At 70.8% G+C, this 18,544-nt stretch carries 19 protein-coding genes; 15 read left to right on the plus strand and 4 right to left on the minus strand.

Annotation, left to right across the window (positions count from 1 at the left end; all coding sequences use genetic code 11):
* Positions 1 to 98: 98 nt before the first annotated feature.
* Positions 99 to 992 (plus strand): hypothetical protein, encoded by an 894-nt coding sequence (locus ETD83_RS18170; RefSeq protein ID WP_329602871.1) that lies wholly within the window; start codon positions 99 to 101, stop codon positions 990 to 992.
* Positions 993 to 1,265: 273 nt separating this feature from the next.
* Entirely contained in the window at positions 1,266 to 1,469 is a 204-nt protein-coding gene (gene bldC / locus ETD83_RS18175; RefSeq protein WP_012850682.1) for a developmental transcriptional regulator BldC, read from the plus strand.
* A 421-nt stretch (positions 1,470 to 1,890) separates the two neighbouring features.
* On the opposite strand, the gene ETD83_RS18180 is transcribed toward bldC, so the two are convergent.
* Complete coding sequence (locus tag ETD83_RS18180) at positions 1,891 to 2,574, minus strand: TetR/AcrR family transcriptional regulator (protein WP_230420996.1); 684 nt, start codon at positions 2,572 to 2,574, stop codon at positions 1,891 to 1,893.
* Positions 2,575 to 2,848: 274 nt separating this feature from the next.
* On the opposite strand from ETD83_RS18180, the gene ETD83_RS18185 reads away from it, so the two are divergent.
* From ETD83_RS18185 to ETD83_RS18200, 4 genes are all read left to right on the plus strand, one after another.
* Positions 2,849 to 3,955, plus strand: coding sequence for a LacI family DNA-binding transcriptional regulator (locus tag ETD83_RS18185; protein ID WP_230420997.1), 1,107 nt, complete (start codon positions 2,849 to 2,851; stop codon positions 3,953 to 3,955).
* Positions 3,956 to 4,321: 366 nt separating this feature from the next.
* Positions 4,322 to 4,558, plus strand: coding sequence for a hypothetical protein (locus tag ETD83_RS18190; protein ID WP_138646320.1), 237 nt, complete (start codon positions 4,322 to 4,324; stop codon positions 4,556 to 4,558).
* Between the two features lie 128 nt (positions 4,559 to 4,686).
* Positions 4,687 to 5,529 carry an N-acetylmuramoyl-L-alanine amidase gene (locus ETD83_RS18195; protein WP_230420998.1) on the plus strand — a complete coding sequence of 281 codons (843 nt, stop codon included), beginning with the start codon at positions 4,687 to 4,689 and terminating at the stop codon, positions 5,527 to 5,529.
* Between the two features lie 54 nt (positions 5,530 to 5,583).
* The gene (locus ETD83_RS18200; RefSeq protein WP_230420999.1) at positions 5,584 to 7,023 is read left to right on the plus strand and encodes a N5-glutamine methyltransferase family protein; all 1,440 of its coding nucleotides are present in this window, start codon (positions 5,584 to 5,586) and stop codon (positions 7,021 to 7,023) included.
* A gap of 53 nt (positions 7,024 to 7,076) precedes the next feature.
* Here ETD83_RS18200 and ETD83_RS18205 read toward each other — a convergent pair whose 3' ends face one another.
* Together ETD83_RS18205 and ETD83_RS18210 are read right to left on the minus strand one after the other, a co-directional pair.
* Positions 7,077 to 8,153: a quinone-dependent dihydroorotate dehydrogenase gene (locus ETD83_RS18205; RefSeq protein WP_138646322.1), complete on the minus strand. Its 1,077-nt coding sequence runs from the start codon at positions 8,151 to 8,153 to the stop codon at positions 7,077 to 7,079.
* A 67-nt stretch (positions 8,154 to 8,220) separates the two neighbouring features.
* On the minus strand, positions 8,221 to 9,384 hold the full coding sequence (locus ETD83_RS18210) for a hypothetical protein (protein ID WP_138646323.1): 1,164 nt from the start codon (positions 9,382 to 9,384) through the stop codon (positions 8,221 to 8,223).
* Between the two features lie 205 nt (positions 9,385 to 9,589).
* On the opposite strand from ETD83_RS18210, the gene ETD83_RS18215 reads away from it, so the two are divergent.
* The 9 genes from ETD83_RS18215 (at position 9,590) to ETD83_RS18260 (ending at position 17,868) form a co-directional block, all read left to right on the plus strand.
* Positions 9,590 to 10,627, plus strand: coding sequence for a hypothetical protein (locus ETD83_RS18215; protein ID WP_138646324.1), 1,038 nt, complete (start codon positions 9,590 to 9,592; stop codon positions 10,625 to 10,627).
* A gap of 377 nt (positions 10,628 to 11,004) precedes the next feature.
* Positions 11,005 to 11,592 (plus strand): hypothetical protein, encoded by a 588-nt coding sequence (locus tag ETD83_RS18220; RefSeq protein ID WP_138646325.1) that lies wholly within the window; start codon positions 11,005 to 11,007, stop codon positions 11,590 to 11,592.
* A gap of 377 nt (positions 11,593 to 11,969) precedes the next feature.
* A complete protein-coding gene (locus ETD83_RS18225) occupies positions 11,970 to 13,262 on the plus strand; it encodes an extracellular solute-binding protein (RefSeq protein WP_205717741.1) in 1,293 nt (430 codons plus the stop codon).
* Between the two features lie 30 nt (positions 13,263 to 13,292).
* Positions 13,293 to 14,228, plus strand: a complete 936-nt coding sequence (locus ETD83_RS18230; RefSeq protein ID WP_138646327.1) for a carbohydrate ABC transporter permease — start codon at positions 13,293 to 13,295, stop codon at positions 14,226 to 14,228.
* Entirely contained in the window at positions 14,228 to 15,058 is an 831-nt protein-coding gene (locus ETD83_RS18235; protein ID WP_138646328.1) for a carbohydrate ABC transporter permease, read from the plus strand. The genes ETD83_RS18230 and ETD83_RS18235 overlap by 1 nt, the downstream gene beginning before the upstream one ends.
* A 15-nt stretch (positions 15,059 to 15,073) precedes the next feature.
* The gene (locus ETD83_RS18240; RefSeq protein ID WP_138646329.1) at positions 15,074 to 16,342 is read left to right on the plus strand and encodes an ABC transporter ATP-binding protein; all 1,269 of its coding nucleotides are present in this window, start codon (positions 15,074 to 15,076) and stop codon (positions 16,340 to 16,342) included.
* A gap of 85 nt (positions 16,343 to 16,427) precedes the next feature.
* Positions 16,428 to 17,165 (plus strand): class I SAM-dependent methyltransferase, encoded by a 738-nt coding sequence (locus ETD83_RS18245; RefSeq protein WP_138646330.1) that lies wholly within the window; start codon positions 16,428 to 16,430, stop codon positions 17,163 to 17,165.
* 255 nt (positions 17,166 to 17,420) lie between these two features.
* Positions 17,421 to 17,645, plus strand: coding sequence for a hypothetical protein (locus tag ETD83_RS18255; RefSeq protein WP_138646331.1), 225 nt, complete (start codon positions 17,421 to 17,423; stop codon positions 17,643 to 17,645).
* Positions 17,646 to 17,652: 7 nt separating this feature from the next.
* Positions 17,653 to 17,868 carry a hypothetical protein gene (locus ETD83_RS18260; protein ID WP_138646332.1) on the plus strand — a complete coding sequence of 72 codons (216 nt, stop codon included), beginning with the start codon at positions 17,653 to 17,655 and terminating at the stop codon, positions 17,866 to 17,868.
* Here ETD83_RS18260 and ETD83_RS18265 read toward each other — a convergent pair.
* Positions 17,855 to 18,544, minus strand: a 690-nt coding sequence (locus tag ETD83_RS18265) for an APC family permease (protein WP_138646333.1), incomplete at its 5' end; no start/stop codon positions are given. The genes ETD83_RS18260 and ETD83_RS18265 overlap by 14 nt on opposite strands.

Here is an 18,544-nt window from a genome sequence, read left to right on the forward strand (position 1 = left end):
ATCAGCCTAGGGCGCGTGATGCCGCCGCGCCCGGCCGAATCTCATGTCACGATGCGATGGTGCTTCCGTACGCCGCGTACCTACGGGTTTATGAACCGGTGACCGCCTTCCCGGAGCCCGCGCGGACCCTGTGGACGGTCTACGCCGACTCCCGGCGGCGTCCGCGGCGGATCCACGCGCTGGGCGTCGAGCACCGTGCCGCGTCGCTCAGGCTGATCGGCTCGCCGCCCGAGGTCGTGCCGGAACGGGAGAGCAGGGACGCCTACGTCCGCCGCCTGGACGACATGATCTACGTGTGCCCGTGGGAGACGCGGCTGCGCTCGTGGCTGGCCTTCGAGCGCTTCCGGGACGAGCAAGCCGCGGGGGTCGCGGCCGCGTTCGTCCCGCCGCCGGTGTCGGAGCGGCTGACAGGCGACTTCGACCAGTGGAAGCGGTCGGGCAAGCCCCTGCGGCCGCACATCCTGACGAGCACCTGGCACATCCCGCTGGACTGGTTCGTGCCCTTCACGCGCGAGGAGCGGTGCCTGATGCTCGGCACGCCGGGGACCGGGTACCGCAAGTCGGACGACGCGTCCGAGGAACACGCCGAACCGCCCGCCCCAGGTCAGAGCCCCGCGACGGCCGCGCCCGCGCGTACCCTCATCTACGTCACCTCGATGGGCGAAGCGCGCCGGAGGGTGGCGGACGCGCTCCCCGTCGTGCGGGAGAACCTCGGCGACGGGACGGGCGACGTCTACCTCCTGTCCGCCGGGCGGCTGGACACGCTCGGCCGCTGGCTGGACGGTTTCCATCCCCGCGCGCTCGTCGAGCTCGACTACGGAGGGCTCGTCCATCTGCTGGACGACCGGGCCCTCAGCCTGGACGAGTCCGTCGCCGAGATGGCCGTGGCCCTCACCGGGATGGAGCGCGGTGAGGTCGAGCTGACCGTGGCGATGTACAAGCGGCTGCTCGCCCGCTGGAGGCCCATCAGGGCCCTGGAGGCGGCGAACTAAAACAAATTTCCCGAATCCGCGCGCGATACGACTATACGTATCGCTAGAATCACGCAGCGTGACCCGCTGGCCATCGGATACGCGCCGCTCCCCGCACTCGCGGGGATGTTTGCACGCAACTACCGCCAGGAACTTGCTTGTTGCGCTGAGTGGTGGCAAGGTTACACGTTGTGATGTCATAGTGGCTCTTTCGGGCCATAGGGGACATCAGTGACCACGCGAGGATCAATCGCAGGATCGCTGTCATCGGTCCACGGAGGAGAGGCCGCAAACATGTCAGCACGTACGCCAGAGGCCGAGCCCCTGCTGACGCCGGCGGAGGTGGCGACGATGTTCCGCGTCGACCCCAAGACCGTCACGAGGTGGGCGAAGGCGGGGAAGCTCACGTCCATCCGGACGCTCGGGGGGCACCGCCGCTACCGCGAGGCGGAGGTGCGGGCGCTGCTCGCGGGAATCCCGCAGCAGCGGTCGGAGTAGGGAGGCGGTTCGCCGCCGCCGCGTGCGATCGGGTTCTCGCCTCGTGTGAACCCGGCCTCGCGCGCGAATCGCGATGGTCGATGCCGGTGCCGGTCGATTCCGGCGGCCGGGATCGGTCATGGCTTTGGGGGGATGGCCGTTGTAGCCGTGCTCACCCGCGTTGCCCTTGGGGTCCGGCGCGTCCAGTGCCCGGCCCCAAGGGCAACGGGTGGCCGGCTCAGCGGCCCAAAGTGCCGCTGACGTGCGAGGAATTTTGGACATGGGTGACTTTTTGTCCACATGAGGACAGAGTCTCCATTTAGGACGTTGCCCGTCACTCTTGGGTAAAGCGTCCAAAAGCAAAGCCGCCCGGGCCGGAAAGCACGTCCTGACTAGGCCGTTAGCCCATCTCTTCCGGGCTCAGCCCATCTCTTTCCGGGGTTCAGCCCATTTCTTCTTGGGCCAGGCGGTCGAACAGCCTGCCGGTGCCCGGGTCGTGGCGTCCGGCCGCGTGGAACATGACCACCAGGTGGTCGACCAGCAGACCCTCCAGCTGAGGGCGGGGCACGTCGCGGTTCTCCAGCCAGTCCAGGCCGGCGGTCTCGACCGCGGCCATCCAGGCCCGGAGCGTGATGCGCAGGATGGGCTGCGGCGTCTCGACGTCCAGCGAGTGCAGGATCCGGTCCAGCAGCAGCTGCCGGATGCCGTCCACGATCTCGCCGGCCTCACCCGAACGATCGGCCGGGCCACCGCGCAGCAACGCGGTGTAACCGGCCGCGTGGCTCTCCACGAAGTCGAAGTAGCGGCGCAGGGAGATCCGCAGCCGTTCGAGCGGTTTGCCCTCCGTCGGGGGCTCCAGCAGCACCGACAGCTTCTTCGCCGCGCTGCCGAGCGCCGCGATGTACAGCTCGTACTTGCCGCCGAAGTAGTGGTAGACCAGCGCGCGGGAGGCGCCCGCCCTGGCCGCGACGTCGTCGATCGAGATGTCCTCGGGCGACCGCGTGCTGAACAGCTGCAGCGCCGCCTCGATCAGCTCGTCCCGGCGTTCGTCGACGCTGAGCCTGCGGCGGCCACGGCCGCCGCTCTGCCGGCTACGCGCCTTGCCGGCCACCGCGCGATCTCCCACCTGGGCAGCGTATCCGAGCCAGGACGCCCCCATGCCCCGCCAAAAGGGGGCGGAACGGGCTTTTCATCGACCTTGATCACGCTCCGCCCTCACTGTGATACCGAACACCACAGGCCCGAACCACCATTGTCGGATGCCCGTTACTCACTGTTGCGGCGGTATGGGGGAAAGGCGCGGCATCATGGCAACTCCCCCTCGAGTGGAGGACGGCGCGTTACAGATCCCGCCGCGCGCCGTCGAGGCAGGTCCCACAGGTCCCCCTGGACGGAGTGCCATGTCAGCTGATCAGGCGAATCCCCCGCAGAACATGCGGGAACAGAACGCGGTGCCAAGGCCGCGCACCGAGCCTTCTCCCGCCAGACGCGACGAGGGCAGAGCCGTACCCGCGCCGAAGCCGACGATCCGCAACGTCGCCGAACGCGCCGGCGTCTCCAAATCGCTCGTCTCCCTCGTGATGCGAGGCTCACCGCATGTGAGCGAACGGCGGCGGCAGGCCGTCCTGCAGGCCGCCCGCGAACTCGGCTACCGCCCGAACGCGGTGGCCCGCAGCCTCGTCGAAGGACGCACCAGGCTGATCGGCGCGATCGTCGCCGACCTGCACAACCCGTTCTTCGCCGAGTTCCTCGACGGGCTCCAGGAGAGCCTGCACGGTGCCGGCCTGCGGATGCTCGTCGGCAGCGGCCGCTGGGACCCGCTGTTCGAGGCGGAGGCGGTCGAGGCGTTCCTGGAGATGCGCGTGGACGGGCTGGTGCTGCTCAGCGTCGTCCCCGAGTCGCTCAAGGAGGCCGCGGCCAGCGTGCCGGTCGTGGTCGTCGGTGAACGCGACGTCGTCGGCGTCGACATCGTCGTGGACGACGACGAGCTCGGCGCGAGCCTCGCCGTCGACCATCTCGTCGAACTCGGGCACCGGCGGATCGCGCACATCGAAGGGGCGCGCTCCACCACGGCCCGCTACCGCCGCGACGGGTACGAGAAGGCGATGCACCGGCACGGGCTGGCCGACGAGATCGTCGTCGAGCCCGGCGACTTCACCGAGGACGGCGGCTACCGCGCCGCCCGCGCGCTGCTGCGCCGCGACCCGCGTCCGACCGCCATCTTCGCGCCGAACGACCTGGTCGCGACCGGCGCGCTGTCGGCGGCCGACGAGCTGGAGATGCGGGTGCCGGCGCAGCTGTCGATCGTGGGGTACGACAACACCCACCTCGCGGCGATCCGGCACATCTCGCTGACCAGCGTGGACCAGCCCCGCCGGGACATGGGACGGGTGGCCGCCGAGATGCTGACCGCGCGCATCGGCGACCCGGCCCGCGTGGCCCGGCAGAACCTGGTCGTCCCGCACCTGGTGGTCCGTTCGACGACGGGGCCCGCTCCCACCCTGTGAGCCCTGGTCACAGGGACCGTCCCCCCGCCTCGAACCGCTCCCAAGGTCCGACCCACCCCGGCGGCCGCCGTGGCCGTACCCGGCCATGCGCTCGTGCCCGGCCATGCGCCCGGCACGGCGGCGACGGCCGGCCCTTCGGCATGCCCGTGCCCGCCGGGCGAGAAGGCGGGCACGCGTGTCGGGTAAGAACCGGTGCGCTCCAGGTAAGGGGCCGGCCAAGAGTGCCGCATTCGCCGGCCCGCGACCCGTCGCCGGCGGGTTAATGGGACTCACCGTCCGGCGGATGGGTCCGGGTGGCCTTGAGGGGAGGCCGCCTGGGCGGGACGCCGCCGAGCGGACACGGAAAGTCCACTAGGGGGTTCAGTCGTGCGTGATCCGGAACTGGTGTCGTGCGCGCAGCGCGCGGCGAGCGAATTGGAACGCGCGTGGTCGGAATGGCGGCACGCGCGGGGCCTGGCCGAGCAGGTCTCGGAGTCCGTGGCCAGCTACGTCGCCCATTCCATCGACCACCCGTGGGGCCGCCCCCGCGTGGTCCTGGGCCTGGACGCGGACGAGGCGCGCGCGCTGGCCGCCCTGCTCGGCAAGGACGACCCACTCGTCTGAACCCGCAGGCCGTTCCGCGGCCGTTCTGTCGGCCGATCCGCCGGGTTTCCCGGACTTCGTTTGACGAACCCCCGCCGGTGTGCAGACTGTCAGGGTCGGTAACGAAGTCATTACGGAGGAAACGGCCGGTGCGCATCCATCGAGGCGGCCTCATGGCCGCCGGTCTCGCGCTGTGCCTTGGCGCGCTCGTCGCGTGCGACGCCTCCGCGGAACCGTCCGGCGACGACGGCGGGACGGTGAGCCCGCCGACCGCGGGCGGAAGGGCCTCCGGCGCCCCGGAGGACGGGACGGACCCGGCGCCCGGCGGCGGCTCGTCCGCGCTGGACGGCAAGGTGATCGTCATCGATCCCGGGCACAACGGCGGGAACGCCAGCCATCCGGCCCAGATCAACAGGCAGGTCAAGATCGGCAACGGCAGCAAGGCGTGCGACACGACCGGGACCAGCACCGCGGCAGGCTACGGTGAGCACGCCTTCACCTGGGACGTCTCCAACCGGCTCGCGAAGCTCCTGCGCGCGAAGGGCGCCAAGGTCGCGCTGACGCGCAAGGACGACAAGGGCGTCGGCCCGTGCATCACCGAGCGCGCCGCGATCGGCAACCGGCTCAGGGCCGACGCGTCCGTGTCGGTCCACGCCGACGGGACGTCCGCGTCCGGGCACGGTTTCCACATCATCGAGCCGATCGCCGTCGGCGGGAACGCCGCGATCGTGTCGCGGTCAGCGAAGCTGGGCATGGCGCTGCGCGACTCCTACCGCGCGGGCACCGGCATCCCGTACTCCAACTACCTCGGCGAGAACGCCATCGACCGGCGCGATGACCTCGGCGGCCTCAACCTGTCGACCGTCCCGAAGGTGTTCATCGAATGCGGCAACATGCGGAACAAGGGCGACGCGGCCAAGCTGTCCAGCGCGCCGTTCCGCCAGCGCATCGCCGAATCCCTGGCCAAGGGCTTCGAGACCTACCTCGGCTGACCGGCGCCCCGGTTCCCGGACGGGCAGGATGGGCGGGTGGCCGATCTTCTTCGTGTGCGTGAACTCCTGACCGGGGCCGGATACACGGTCGCCGGTGTGCGGGAGCTGCTCGGGCCCGTCGCGGGCGGTGCGCTCGCGCGGGACGAGATCGTCCCGGCGCTGCGGGCGACCGGGGGCGGCTCGCCGCTGGAGGCCCTGACGCGGTTGTTCTGGTTGCAGGTGCCCGTGGACGCGGCGGCGCTCCAGGCGGACGGGCTCGCCGCTCTCGTCGCCGCGGGCTTGGTGGAGGCGTCCGGTGGGGAGGTGCGGGCTCGGCTGCGTGTCGAGCCGCTGGAAGCGGTCGGCGGGCATGGCGGGCATGCCGGGTTCGCCGTGTCCGATCTCAAGGTCCGGCCGGGGGCGGAGGGCGTCCCGGCGGCGGATCATGTGGTGGGCGCGGGCGGCGCGTCCGGGAACCTGGCACGGCTGGTTGTCCACAGGGCTGTGGATAACGTGCTCGATGTCGGGACGGGGTGCGGCGTCCAGGGGGTGCATGTCGCGAGCCGGAATCCTCGCGCGCGCATCACCGCGACGGACGTCAATCCGCGCGCTCTCGATCTTGCCGGGATGAGCTTCGCGCTGTCCGGGGCGCCGGAGCGCGAGGCCGAGTTCCTCGAAGGGTCGTTGCTGGAGCCCGTCGGGGGACGCCGGTTCGATCTGATCATGTCGAATCCGCCGTTCGTCGTCGCGCCGCCGGGGGACCGCCGCTTCACCTACCGGGAGTCCGGCCTGCCGGGCGACGACTTCTGCCGGCGGCTCGTCGCGGACGCTCCGGACCACCTCACCGAGGGCGGATACTGCCAGCTCCTGGCGAATTGGCTGCATGTCGAGGGCGTTCCCTGGGAGGAGCGCGTCGGCTCGTGGGTGGACGGGTGCGACGCGTGGATCGTCCAGCGGGACGTCCAGGATCCGGCGGAATACGCTGAGTTGTGGCTCCGGGATTCCTGCGAGGCGGGGACGCCGGAGTACCGCGTCCGGTACGAGGCGTGGCTCGACCATTTCGAGCGGAACGGCGTCACCGGGATCGGGTTCGGGTGGATCACGCTGAGGCGCGGTGAGCGGGGCGCCGTCCGGGTCGAGGAGTTGCGGCACGCCGTCGATCATCCGGTCGGCGCCTACGTCGAGGACGTCCTTGACGGCTTCGTCAAGGCGGACGAGTTTTCCACAGCCTGTGGACAGACGGTGGGCGCGGCGGCAGGGCTCGTCCAGGAGCAGATCGGCCCGCCCGGCGCCGAGGACCCCGAGCGGATCGTGCTGCGCCAGACCGGACGGCTCCGCCGCGCCGCCGGTGTCGGGACGGTCGAGGCGGCCCTCGCGGGCGTCTGCGACGGCTCGCTGCCCCTCGACCCGCTGCTGGACGCCATCGCGCAACTCACCGGTATGGACCCGGCACAGGTCCGCGCGCACGCCGATGCCGTCCTGCCCGCACTGATCGCCGACGGCTTCTTCACGTAGCGGCCAAGGCCGGCCGGCCGGGCGGCCGGGTGGGCGGGCGCGCCGTCGCCTCGTCAGCGGCGGGCTTCGGGGAGGGTGCGGAACGCGCTCTCGCGGAGGCGGCGGGACAGGGCGCGGTTGACCCGGTGGGCCCAGAAGGGACCGCCGTAGATCATGCCGGTGTACGCCTGGACGAGGGTGGCGCCCGCGCGGACGCGTTCCCACACGTCGTCGGCGGTCTCGACGCCGCCGACCGAGATCAGCACGAGCCGGTCGCCGGTGCGGGCGCGCAGGCGGCGCAGGACGTCCAGCGAGCGGTCCTTCAGCGGCGCGCCGGACAGCCCGCCGGTCTCCTTCACCAGCGCGGGCGGGCTGAGCAGGGAGTCCCGGGCGATGGTGGTGTTGGTCGCGATGATGCCGTCCAGGCCGAGGTCGACGGCGAGATCGGCGACCGCGTCGACGTCGTCGTCCGCGAGGTCCGGCGCGATCTTGACGAGGAGCGGGACACGGCGGGTGGACGACCGGTCGGCCGCCTCGCGCACGGCCGCCAGCAGCGGGCGGAGGTGCTCGACGGCCTGCAGGTTCCGCAGGCCGGGGGTGTTGGGGGAGCTGACGTTGACGACGAGGTAGTCCGCGTGCGGGGCGAGCCGCTCGGTGCTCGCCACGTAGTCGGCGGCGGCTTCGGCCTCCGGGACGGTCTTGGTCTTGCCGATGTTGACCCCGACGATCGTCCCGGCGGCGGCGCCCCGGCCGCGCAGCCGGTGCGCGGCGGCCGCCGAGCCCTCGTTGTTGAAGCCCATCCGGTTGATGACCGCCCGGTCGGGGACGAGGCGGAACAGGCGCGGGCGCGGGTTGCCGGGCTGCGGGCGTCCCGTCACCGTGCCGATCTCGACATGGCCGAACCCGAACGCGCCGAGCGCCTCGTACGCGACGGCGTCCTTGTCGAATCCGGCGGCGAGGCCGAGCGGGGACGGGAAGTCCAGCCCGAGCGCGCGCACGGCCAGCGCCGGGTCGCGGGGCGCGAGCAGCCGCCTCAGCAGCGGCGCGGCCCCGGGCACGGACTGGATCGCGCGGAGCCCGCGCAATGTCAGGTGATGGACGGTCTCCGCCGGAACCCGAGCGATGACCAGTGCGAAGAGGAGTCGGTACATCGTCCGCAAGTATCGCAGCCGTCCGCGGCGGGGTGGCGCCCGGTGTCGCGTACAGCGGCGGCGGCGGTCAGTGCCCGCGGAAGGTGCGGCGGAGCTGGAGGCGGACGTCGCGGCCCGCCTCGCGCATCGTCCGGCGGGCGGCCCGCACCGGCTCGCGGACGCCGGCCCGCCAGGTCTCGCGCACGCCGCGGCCGATCGGGCGGAACACGCTCGCCCTGACCCAGCGCGCGGGCGCGACGATCAGGACCCGGGCCGGGACGACGACGAGCGTCCGCCAGAGCCAGCGCAGGACGCGGGCCGCGAGCCGCCACGTCCCCACGAACCCGGCGACGACCGGCGCCAGGAGGTACCGCCACACCGTCCGGGCGGGCAGGACGATCAGGACGCGCACCAGCCACGCGAGGCACCGGCCGACCAGTCGCCACGACCACACGAGGGCCGCCGCGAGCGCGCGCCACCCGGCCGCGAGCAGCCCGCCGAGCGCGCCGAGGACGGAGCGGGTGCCGCGTCCCAGCCAGGCGAGCCCGCGCCAGATGCCCCGGCCGAGCCAGGCGAGGGCGGCCAGCGGCGGACGCAGGACGTACCGCCACAGCAGCACGACCGGCAGGATCACGAGCACGCCGATCAGCAGCCCGATGCCCTTGACCAGCAGGGCGAATCCCTGGCCGAGGAGGGACAGGAGCCAGAGCAGGCCGCGTCCGAGCGCCTTGAGCGGTGTGAGCAGGAGCAGCCCCAGGACCCAGGCGAGCCCGCGCCCGACCAGGGCGAGGAACCGTCCGACCGGGGCGATCAGCCAAAGGTGGATCCAGCGGGCCAGCCGGCCGGTGCCGCGACCGAACCAGCGCAGGAGGCCGAGGATCACGACGACCGCGAGCCACCGCAGCGGCCGGACGACGAGGAGACCGAGGAGCCGTCCGAGCGGGGCGAGCAGCCGGCGGTACAGCGCGAGGCCGAGCCCGCGCAGCATCCGGCCGATGAGCCGGGCGAGCCACCCCGGCGCCCGCAGCACGCCGTTCCACACCGCCCGGACGGCCCGGGCGGTCACGACGACCAGGTCATGGACCAGCCGCAACGGCACCAGCACGATCAGTGCGAGCACGCGCGCCGGGATCACGATCCACGCCGGGCCCGCCCGCTCCGGGGCCGGGGCGGGCGGCCGGTTCTTGCTCAGATCGATCGGGTTGCTCGGGTGGATCGGGGCGTCCGCGGGGGAGTCGTCGCCGGTGGTCACTGCTGCCTGCCTCGCGAACCATCGATGGAACCAACTGTGCATCTGACCCGGCCCGCGGGCGGCCGGTTCCGGGGGATTGAACCCGTACCGAGGGATTCACCGTACTGCTCCTCGATCCGGGAGAGCGGTGCGGCAGCTCGACCCGATCGGCGTACGGGACCTGGAACCGGAGCCGGGACTCAGACGACACGGAGGACAAACGACAATGAAGATCCCACGTTGGGTGATTCCCGCTGCAGCCGCGCTGACCGCGTCCGGGCTGGTGCTCACCGCATGCGGGCAGGAGACAGGCGGGAAACAGCAGAACGCCGCCGCCGGCGCCCCGGGGCAGGCCCCCGCCGATCCCTCGGCGGATCCGTCCGCCCCACCGGCGCCCGAGCCCACCGCGCTGGAGGTCGCCAACTTCACGCGGCTCGGCAAGGTCGTCACTGACGGAGACGGCAGGACGCTCTACCGGTTCGACAACGACACGGCCCGTCCGCCCGCGTCCACATGCGCCGAGGCGTGCGCCAAGGCGTGGCCGCCGGTCATGGCGACCGAGGCGGAGCCGGAGGTCGACGGCGTGAAGCAGTCGCTGGTCGGCAAGGTCAAGCGGCCGGACGGCCAGTGGCAGGTCACGCTCGGCGGATGGCCGCTGTACCGGTACGCCAAGGACGAAGGACTCGGCGACGTGAAGGGCCAGGGCGTGGGCGGCACCTGGTACGCCGCGTCCCCGACGGGGAAGAAGGCCGCCCCGCAGCAGGCGGAGACGGGCGACCGCTGGAAGGGCTGGACGATCGTCAAGGCCAGGAACGACCCGAAGCTCGGCCTCATCCTGACCGACGGCAAGGGCCGCACGATGTACCGCTTCGACAAGGACACCGACAAGCCGCCGACCACGAACTGCTTCGGCGCGTGCAAGAAGGCGTGGCCGCCGGTCGTCTTCACGAGCTGGAAGAAGCTGAAGGTCGAAGGCGTCGACCGGAAGCTGGTCGACTTCATCGAGCGCAAGGACGACGGCAAGTGCCAGCTCACCATCAACGGCTGGCCCATGTACTACTACGAGAAGGACGAGCAGCCCGGTGACGTGAACGGCCAGGGTGTCGGCGGCGTGTGGTGGGCCACCACCCCGGCGGGCAAGCGCGCCGCCGTCACCGGCTCGGGCACCGGCTCGGGCTCGGGCTCGGGCAACGGCAACGGGAACGGCAACGGGAACGGCAACGGTGGCTACGGCGGCGGTTACGGGACGGGCGGGGGCTACTAGCACCCAGCGCTGACCGCCCCCCATGGGCGAAGGCGCGGAGGGCTCGCGGGTCGGTCGGGGTTCGCGATCCTCCGCGCCTTCCTGTATACCGCGAACATAGATATGGCCGGAAAGACAGGTATTCTCAACTGTCGCCGTGCCAGGTGGCAGAACGTCTTGTGGCTCGGCATCTGAAATCCATTACCAGCAGGTTCGCCCGGCGCGCGAATGGGCAAGTCACAGGATGCTCCGTGGCCGTGCGCCGGGTAGCCTCCTGCCATGTGGCATTCTGCGCTCTGACCGGCAGATAATGGCTTCCTGGCGACCTTCTAAGATGGGACCCTGAAGGCGACTCGACCGAGTCTGACCGATCTTACGGGCCATTCGGGTGGGGCGCCATGACAGTTGTTTCCGTACCGCTGCTCTTCCGTCCGCTGCTGGCCATCGACATCATGGGCTACAGCGTCCGGTCACCCCGCATGCAGGTCCAGGCCCAGACGGACCTGCTGGCCGCGATGGAGGTCGCCGCGAGCGAGGCCGGGCTCGACCGGGAACGCTGGACGCAGCAGGTCAGCGGCGACGGCGAACTGGACGTCCTGCCGGACGACGACATCGTCACGGTCGTCGGCAGGTACGCCCCGGCCCTCGAACGCGCGCTCGCTGAGACGAACCGCAAGGTCCCCCTCGACCGCCGCCTGCGCGTGCGGCTCGCGCTCCACCACGGCGCTCTGATCATGGGACCGGAGGCGTCCTTCGGACCGGCCGGAGGTGCCCCGGTGGTCGTGAGCCGGCTGCTCGACGCCCGCCCTTTGCGCCGGTACCTGATCGTCCATCCGGAACGGAACGTCGCGCTGATCGTTTCCAGGAACATCTTCCGCGAAGTCGTCTGCAGCGGCTTTTGTGAGCTGCCTCCCGTGCATTTCCGCCCGATCCGGACGACGATCAAGGGTGTCGTTTACCACGGTTACATCTACGACCCCGACTGAAGTCGAATGGCGGAGAGCGAAAAGGAGCGAGGGTGAAAGGAGCGACGGGCCCGTTGGGCAACGGCGCCACCGCCGTTCTTGATATGGGTGTCCGCTCCATCGCCTGCCCTTGGCAGGGTCATGGGTCCGGCAGTGTTGATCAAGCTGTGCGGGTGTGATAAGAGCGCCTGCCGGGGCCTGTGAAGAGATTGTTACGCGCGGGACACGGTCTCTTTAGATCACTCTTTGGATCTCGACAGTCACGGAATCCGATGATCGAATGGAGTTCGAACCGCCACGGACGCGGCCCGGCGAAGTGTCGCTCCTGGTGGGAGGCTTCGGGAGGCCCGATGGTCGGACCAGTCGGACGATTCGCACGAGTCACGCGAGCCGCACGAGTGGCGCGCGCGGGGCCGCTGAGGGCCGGGGTCGCGCTCGCGCTGCTGGCCGGAGGGCTGACGGCATGCGGGGGCGGCGGCGGGATCCCCACCCTGAACTGGTACGTCAACCCGGACAACGGTGGCCAGGCGAAGATCGCCGCGGCGTGCACGAAGGCGGCGGGCGGCAAGTACCGGATCAAGACCTCGCTGCTGCCCAGCGACGCGAGCGGGCAGCGCGAGCAGCTGATCAGGCGGCTCGCGGCCAAGGACACGGGCGTCGACCTCATGAGCCTGGACCCCGTCTTCGTGGCGGAGGCCGCGAACGCCGGGTTCCTCCGCCCGTTCACCGCGAGCGAGGCGCAGCCGCTGACCGAGGGCGTCTTCGACTCCGCGGTGCAGAGCTCCACCTGGGAGGACAAGCTCTACGCGGCGCCGTTCTGGGCGAACACCCAGCTCCTCTGGTACCGCAAGTCGGTCGCGCGGAAGGCGGGCATCGACCCGAACGCCCCCGACTTCACCTGGGACAAGCTGATCGACGCGGCCGTCCGCACCAACACCACGATCGGCGTGCAGGGCAACCGGTACGAGGGCTACATGGTGTGGATCAACGCGCTCATCGCGTCCGCCGGCGGACGGATCATCAGCGACGCGGAGAAGGGCGACGAGGCCGCCATCGAGATCGACTCCCCGGCGGGCCGGCAGGCCGCGGGGATCATCGGCAAGCTGGCCCGGTCGACCGCGGCGGGGCCGACGCTGTCCACCGACATCGAGGAGCAGTCCCGGGCGACGATCAACGGCCCGCGCGGCGGCTTCCTGCTGAACTGGGGCTACGTCTGGCGCGCGGAGAAGGGTGACGCCGACGCGGGCGCGATCAACAAGAACATCGTCAGCGACCTGGGCTGGGCGCGCTATCCGCGGGTGAACCCGCAGCAGGAGAGCAAGCCCCCGTTCGGCGGCATCGAGATCGGGGTCAGCGCGTACGGGGAGCACCGCGACGGCCTGGCGATCGAGGCGGTCCGCTGCATGACGTCCCCGGCGAGCATGAAGCAGTACATGCTCGACGAGGGCAACGTCGCGGCCCGTCCCGCGATCTTCGACGATCCGGACATCCTCAAGGAGTTCCCGATGGCCCCGCTGATGCGGGACTCCATCGCCGCCGCCGCGCCCCGTCCGGCCACGCCGTACTACGCGGACGTCTCCGGCGCCATCCAGAACCGCTGGCACCCGCCCGCGTCGGTGAACCCGAACACGACGCCGCGCGAGTCCGCCAGGTTCATCCGCGAGGTCCTGCGTGACAAGGCCCTGCTCTGAGGCCCCGATGGCTCTAACGGAGGTGTTCGGATGACATCCGTCGAAACGGCGCCGAAGAGCGGGCGGCCCCCCACGCGCGCGGAGATCTCCGACCGGGAGCGGGGTGAGCGCAGGCTCGGGCTGCTGCTGTCCGCGCCCGCGGTGGTCGTGATGCTGCTGGTCACCGCGTATCCGCTGGGCAGCGCCCTGTACCAGTCGCTGTTCAGCTACCGGCTCACCGCGCCGGACGACCGGCGCTTCGTCGGCCTCGGCAACTACGCGACCGCGCTGACCGACCCCCTGTTCTGGCAGACGGTCGTCACGACGCTGATCATCACGGTGGTCACGGTGGGCGTGGAGCTGGTGATCGGCTTCGGGCTGGCCGTGGTGATGCACCGGGCGGTGTTCGGGCGCCGGACGGTCCGGACCGCGATCCTGCTCCCGTACGGGATCGTCACGGTCATCTCGGCGTTCGCGTGGAAGTACGCGTTCGACGTCCAGTCCGGGTTCGTCAACTCGTGGTTCGGGCTCGGCGACTACGCCTGGTTCTCCGACCGCTGGGCCGCGCTGTTCGTGATCGTCCTGTCGGAGATCTGGAAGACGACGCCGTTCGTGTCGCTGCTGCTCCTCGCCGGTCTCGCGCAGGTGCCGCGCGACCTCGGGGAGGCGGCGACAGTGGACGGCGCCACCGCGTGGCAGCGGCTGAAACGCGTCACGATCCCGAACATGAAGGCCGCCATCCTCGTCGCGGTGCTGTTCCGCACCCTGGACGCGTGGCGGATCTTCGACAACGTGTTCATCATGACGGCGGGCCAGGAGAAGACCCAGGTGCTGTCGTTCCTCACCTACCAGCAGATCATCACCCGGACGGCGCTCGGCCTCGGCAACGCGGTCGGCGTGCTGCTGTTCCTGTCGGTGGTGCTGATCGCGGCCGTGTTCATCAAGGGGTTCCGCGTGGATCTTTCCCAGGTGCGAGGTGATCGGTGATGGAGACGGGGCGCTCGAAGGCGCTGTGGATCGTCGCGTCGCTGCTGATCCTGGTGTGGACGGCGTTCCCGATCCTGTGGATCGTGATGCTGTCGTTCAAGACGCCCAGCGAGATCGGCAACGTCCAGGGGTTCTTCCCGCAGGACTGGACCTGGCAGAACTACGAGACCGTCTTCAAGACCGACCTGTTCACCTCGGCGCTGATCAACTCGATCGGCATCTCGCTGATCGCCACGTTCGTCGGGGTGGTGTTCGCGACGCTCGTGGCGTACGCGATCGCGCGGCTGGAGTTCCCCGGCAAGAGGCTGATCCTGTCGTTCGCGCTGGCGATCGCGATGTTCCCGGTGGTCTCGCTGGTCGGGCCGCTGTTCGACCTGTGGCGCAACATCGGCCTGTACGACACCTGGCCGGGCCTGATCATCCCGTACATCTCGTTCGCGCTGCCGCTGGCGATCTGGACGCTGTCGGCCTTCTTCCGCGAGATCCCGTGGGAGATGGAGCAGGCCGCGCAGGTGGACGGCGCCACGTCCTGGCAGGCGTTCCGGAAGGTGATCGTCCCGCTGGCCGCGCCCGGGGTGTTCACCGCCGCGATCCTGACCTTCTTCTTCTGCTGGAACGACTTCGTCTTCGGGATCTCGCTGACCTCGACCGACCGGGCCAGGCCCGTGCCGGCGGCGCTGGCGTTCTTCACCGGGGAGTCCTACTTCGAGCAGCCCACGACCGCGATCTGCGCGGCCGCCGTGGTCGTCACGGTCCCGGTCGTCATCGTCGTCCTGGCGTTCCAGCGCCGCATCGTGGCCGGGCTGACGTCCGGCGCCGTCAAGGGCTGAGTTCAAGGGAGAGCCATGGCCGCCATCACCATGAAGAACATCGTCAAGAAGTACGGCGACGGGTTCCCGGCCGTGAACGACGTGTCCCTGGACGTGCGGGACGGCGAGTTCATGATCCTGGTCGGCCCGTCCGGCTGCGGGAAGTCCACGCTGCTGCGGATGATCGTCGGGCTGGAGGACATCACGTCCGGCGACATGCTCATCGGCGAGAAGGTCGTCAACAAGGTCGCGCCGCGCGAGCGGAACCTGTCGATGGTCTTCCAGAACTACGCGCTGTACCCGCACCTCACCGTGTTCGAGAACATCGCGTTCCCGCTGCGCCTCGCGAAGAAGCCGGGCGACGAGGTGCGCCGCCGCGTCACCGAGACCGCCGAGCTGCTGGAGCTGACCGAGCATCTGGAGCGCAAGCCGGCGAACCTGTCCGGCGGCCAGCGGCAGCGCGTCGCGATGGGCCGCGCGATCGTCCGGCAGGCGGACGCGTTCCTGTTCGACGAGCCGCTGTCGAACCTGGACGCGAAGCTCCGCGGCCAGATGCGCACCGAGATCTCGCGGCTGCAGAAGCGCCTCGGCGTCACGACCGTGTACGTCACGCACGACCAGACCGAGGCGATGACGCTCGGCGACCGGGTCGCGGTGCTGCGGATGGGCGTCCTGCAGCAGGTCGGGAGCCCGCGCGAGCTGTACGAGGAGCCCGTCAACCTGTTCGTGGCGGGGTTCATCGGGTCGCCGTCGATGAACTTCCTGCCCGCGTCCGTGGACGGCTCCTTCCTCGAAACTCCGCTCGGACGGTTCGAGGTGCACGACGAGCGCAAGGTCGCCGCCGCGGGCGACCGCGACGTGGTGCTCGTCGGGATCCGCCCGGAGCATTTCGAGGACGCGTCGCTGGTCAGCGAGGAGAAGAGGCAGCGCGGCAGCATCGTCCGCGCGCGGGTGGACGTGACCGAATGGCTGGGCAACGAGCAGTACGCCTACGTCCCGTACGAGGCGCCCGCCGATCTGGCCGCGCAGCTCCGCGCCCTGTCCCGCGAGCTCGACAGCGACCAGCTCCGCACGCAGGCCGTCGTGGCGCTGGACGCCTCCAGCGAGATCAGGCCGGGGCGCGAGGCGGAGCTGTGGCTCGACACGTCCAGAATCCACATCTTCGACCCGTCCAGCGGCGAGAACCTCACCCGGGACGAGGAGCGCGTCGAACGGCTCGGCCGCATCGCCGAGGAGTCCCGCGACGCCCAGCGGGAGGCCCAGCGCGAGGCCGCGACCGGCGGCGCGACCGTCGCGGAGCCGTGAGGCGGGGCGCCGGCGCGCCCGCCTCTGACAGCGGACGGACGGATTCCTGACATAACTTGTTGATCCCTCGGGGACGATCGGAGGCATGTACGAGCGCTTCGCCCACGAGTACGCCGCCCATGCCGAGGACAGCGCCTACAACGCCCTCTACGACCGTCCCGCCGTGCTCGGTCTCGCCGGTGACGTCGCCGGACTCGCCGTGTTCGACGCGGCCTGCGGCCCCGGGCTGTACGCCCGCGAGCTGCTGGACCGCGGCGCCCGCGTCACCGGCTGCGACGTCAGCCCCACCCTCGTCGACCTCGCCCGCGCCCGCTGCGGGGGCCGCGCCGACCTGCGCGTCCACGACCTGTCCGAACCGCTGTCCTGGGTGCCGGACGGGTCCGCCGACCTGGTCGTGTTCGCCCTGGCGCTGCATTACATCGATGACCGGGAGGCACTGCTCCGCGAGTTCCGCCGCATCCTGGCGCCGGACGGCGCGCTGGTCCTGTCGACCGAGCATCCGACCACGGGATGGGCGCGCCTGGGCGGCTCCTATTTCACCGAGGAACCCGTCGAGGAATCGCTGAGCCCCGAGCGGGACTGGCCGATCCGGGCCTGGCGGCGTCCGCTGACCGCGATCTGCGCCGAGTTCCGGGCGGCCGGGTTTCTCATCGAGGAGCTTCTGGAGCCCCGGCCCGTCCCCGAAATGGCGGATCGCTATCCCGAGGATCACGCGAAGCTGGAGAGCCTCCCGGCCTTCATCGCCTTCCGCCTCATTCCGGCTCCGCCGTCGCCGCCGCGCCCTCCGGGCCGTCCGCGTCCTCCGAGCCGTCCGGGGAGGTGACGCGCCACGCGCCGACCTCGCCATATCCGGAGTCGTAGATGACCGAGCCGTCGCCGGGCTTCAGCTCGTAGTGGCGCAGGTTCCCGCCCCAGTACCGCAGGATTCGCTCCAGCTCGCGGACGGTGTTCTCGCTACCAGGTCCGGCGGACGCTCCGCTTCCGCTTTCTGCAATGGCGAACCGAGCGGAATCGGGACACGGCCCTGCGGTATCTCGATCTGCTCGCGGTCGCGCTGGAGAAGCGTGGGTGGCGGTGTGTGAAGACGTACCGTCCGGAGGTCGTCGCGGTCCGTACGCCGTTGCTGCGGGTCTACGGGTCGGGCCGTGCCGCGACCACGTTCACCGTCTTGGCCGTGCCCGGTGGCGGGTGGGCGTTCCACGAGGCACGTCGCGGGTGGGGCGGGTTCCTGTGCCACTGCGGAGGCGACATCGAGCGCACCGCGCAGATCATCGACCGGTTCCTTCGGGACCGATCGCCGTGAGGAGACGATGGACGAGCGCGTCGCTCTGCTGCTGCTCCACCACCTGTTCCCCGAGTGGGCCATCATGCCGGACGGTTCGGGCGTCTGGCGGGCCATCGGCCGCATTCTGATCTCAGCGCCCGACCTGGACGGCCTCATGGAGTCGCTCGCCGTGGCCGACCCTGACGCCGTCCGGCGTGCTGCCTCGCTGCTGGCGGAGAGCGGACGACTCAGGACGGGGTGAGTTCGACGGCCTCTGGTTTGGGCGTGGGCGGTGGGTTGGCGCGGTTCTTTAGGTGGAGGTAGGTCAGGGCTGCTGCCGTCATTGCGGCGGGCCAGATCAGGTAGCGGCCTGTCATGAGGAGTAGGACCGCTACTGCGAAGAGTGCTGCGAATGCTGAGGCTCGGGCCAGTGTGCGGCGGGGGAGAAGGCGGATGGCGGACGCCACTCCTATTGCGTACACGGTGACGAAAGAGCCTGTTGTCAGCAGTACTAGGGGTTCGGGGCCCAGGCCGGTGGCGGCGACTACTGCCAACGCCGCGAATGACATCGCGGACGTGACGGCCAGGCTTCGTCTGGGGACTTGGCCTGCGACGCTGCCGCGGGCCAGCCAGGACGGCAGGGCGCCGTCGCGGCCTAGGGCGGCGCCGAGTTTGGCCGCGCCCGCGTAGTAGGCGTTCATCGTGCCCATGGTCAATAGGAGGGCGGCTATGGCGGCGGGCCAGCGGGCGCCGCCGCCCAGGCCCTTGGCCATCAGTTCGCCTAGCGGGGCGTCCGCGGTGGCGGCCGCGGGGCCGAGGACGGTGATGATCGCGAAGGCGACCAGGAGGTACAGGACGCCGACCACGCAGACCGCGGCGGCGGTGGCGCGGGGCAGGTCGCGGGAGGGGTGGCGGAACTCGGCGGCCAGGTGCGTGAT

It is taken from the genome of Actinomadura soli (assembly GCF_005889715.1).
Lineage (GTDB): Bacteria > Actinomycetota > Actinomycetes > Streptosporangiales > Streptosporangiaceae > Spirillospora > Spirillospora soli.

Bases quoted from the DNA above. Each gene is read 5' to 3' on its own strand.
- bldC (WP_012850682.1), top strand. From the start codon at position 1,266: ATGTCAGCACGTACGCCAGAGGCCGAGCCCCTGCTGACGCCGGCGGAG.
- ETD83_RS18185 (WP_230420997.1), top strand. From the start codon at position 2,849: ATGTCAGCTGATCAGGCGAATCCCCCGCAGAACATGCGGGAACAGAAC.
- ETD83_RS18205 (WP_138646322.1), bottom strand. From the start codon at position 8,153: ATGTACCGACTCCTCTTCGCACTGGTCATCGCTCGGGTTCCGGCGGAG.
- ETD83_RS18215 (WP_138646324.1), top strand. From the start codon at position 9,590: ATGAAGATCCCACGTTGGGTGATTCCCGCTGCAGCCGCGCTGACCGCG.
- ETD83_RS18220 (WP_138646325.1), top strand. From the start codon at position 11,005: ATGACAGTTGTTTCCGTACCGCTGCTCTTCCGTCCGCTGCTGGCCATC.
- ETD83_RS18230 (WP_138646327.1), top strand. From the start codon at position 13,293: ATGACATCCGTCGAAACGGCGCCGAAGAGCGGGCGGCCCCCCACGCGC.
- ETD83_RS18235 (WP_138646328.1), top strand. From the start codon at position 14,228: ATGGAGACGGGGCGCTCGAAGGCGCTGTGGATCGTCGCGTCGCTGCTG.
- ETD83_RS18240 (WP_138646329.1), top strand. From the start codon at position 15,074: ATGGCCGCCATCACCATGAAGAACATCGTCAAGAAGTACGGCGACGGG.
- ETD83_RS18245 (WP_138646330.1), top strand. From the start codon at position 16,428: ATGTACGAGCGCTTCGCCCACGAGTACGCCGCCCATGCCGAGGACAGC.
- ETD83_RS18260 (WP_138646332.1), top strand. From the start codon at position 17,653: ATGGACGAGCGCGTCGCTCTGCTGCTGCTCCACCACCTGTTCCCCGAG.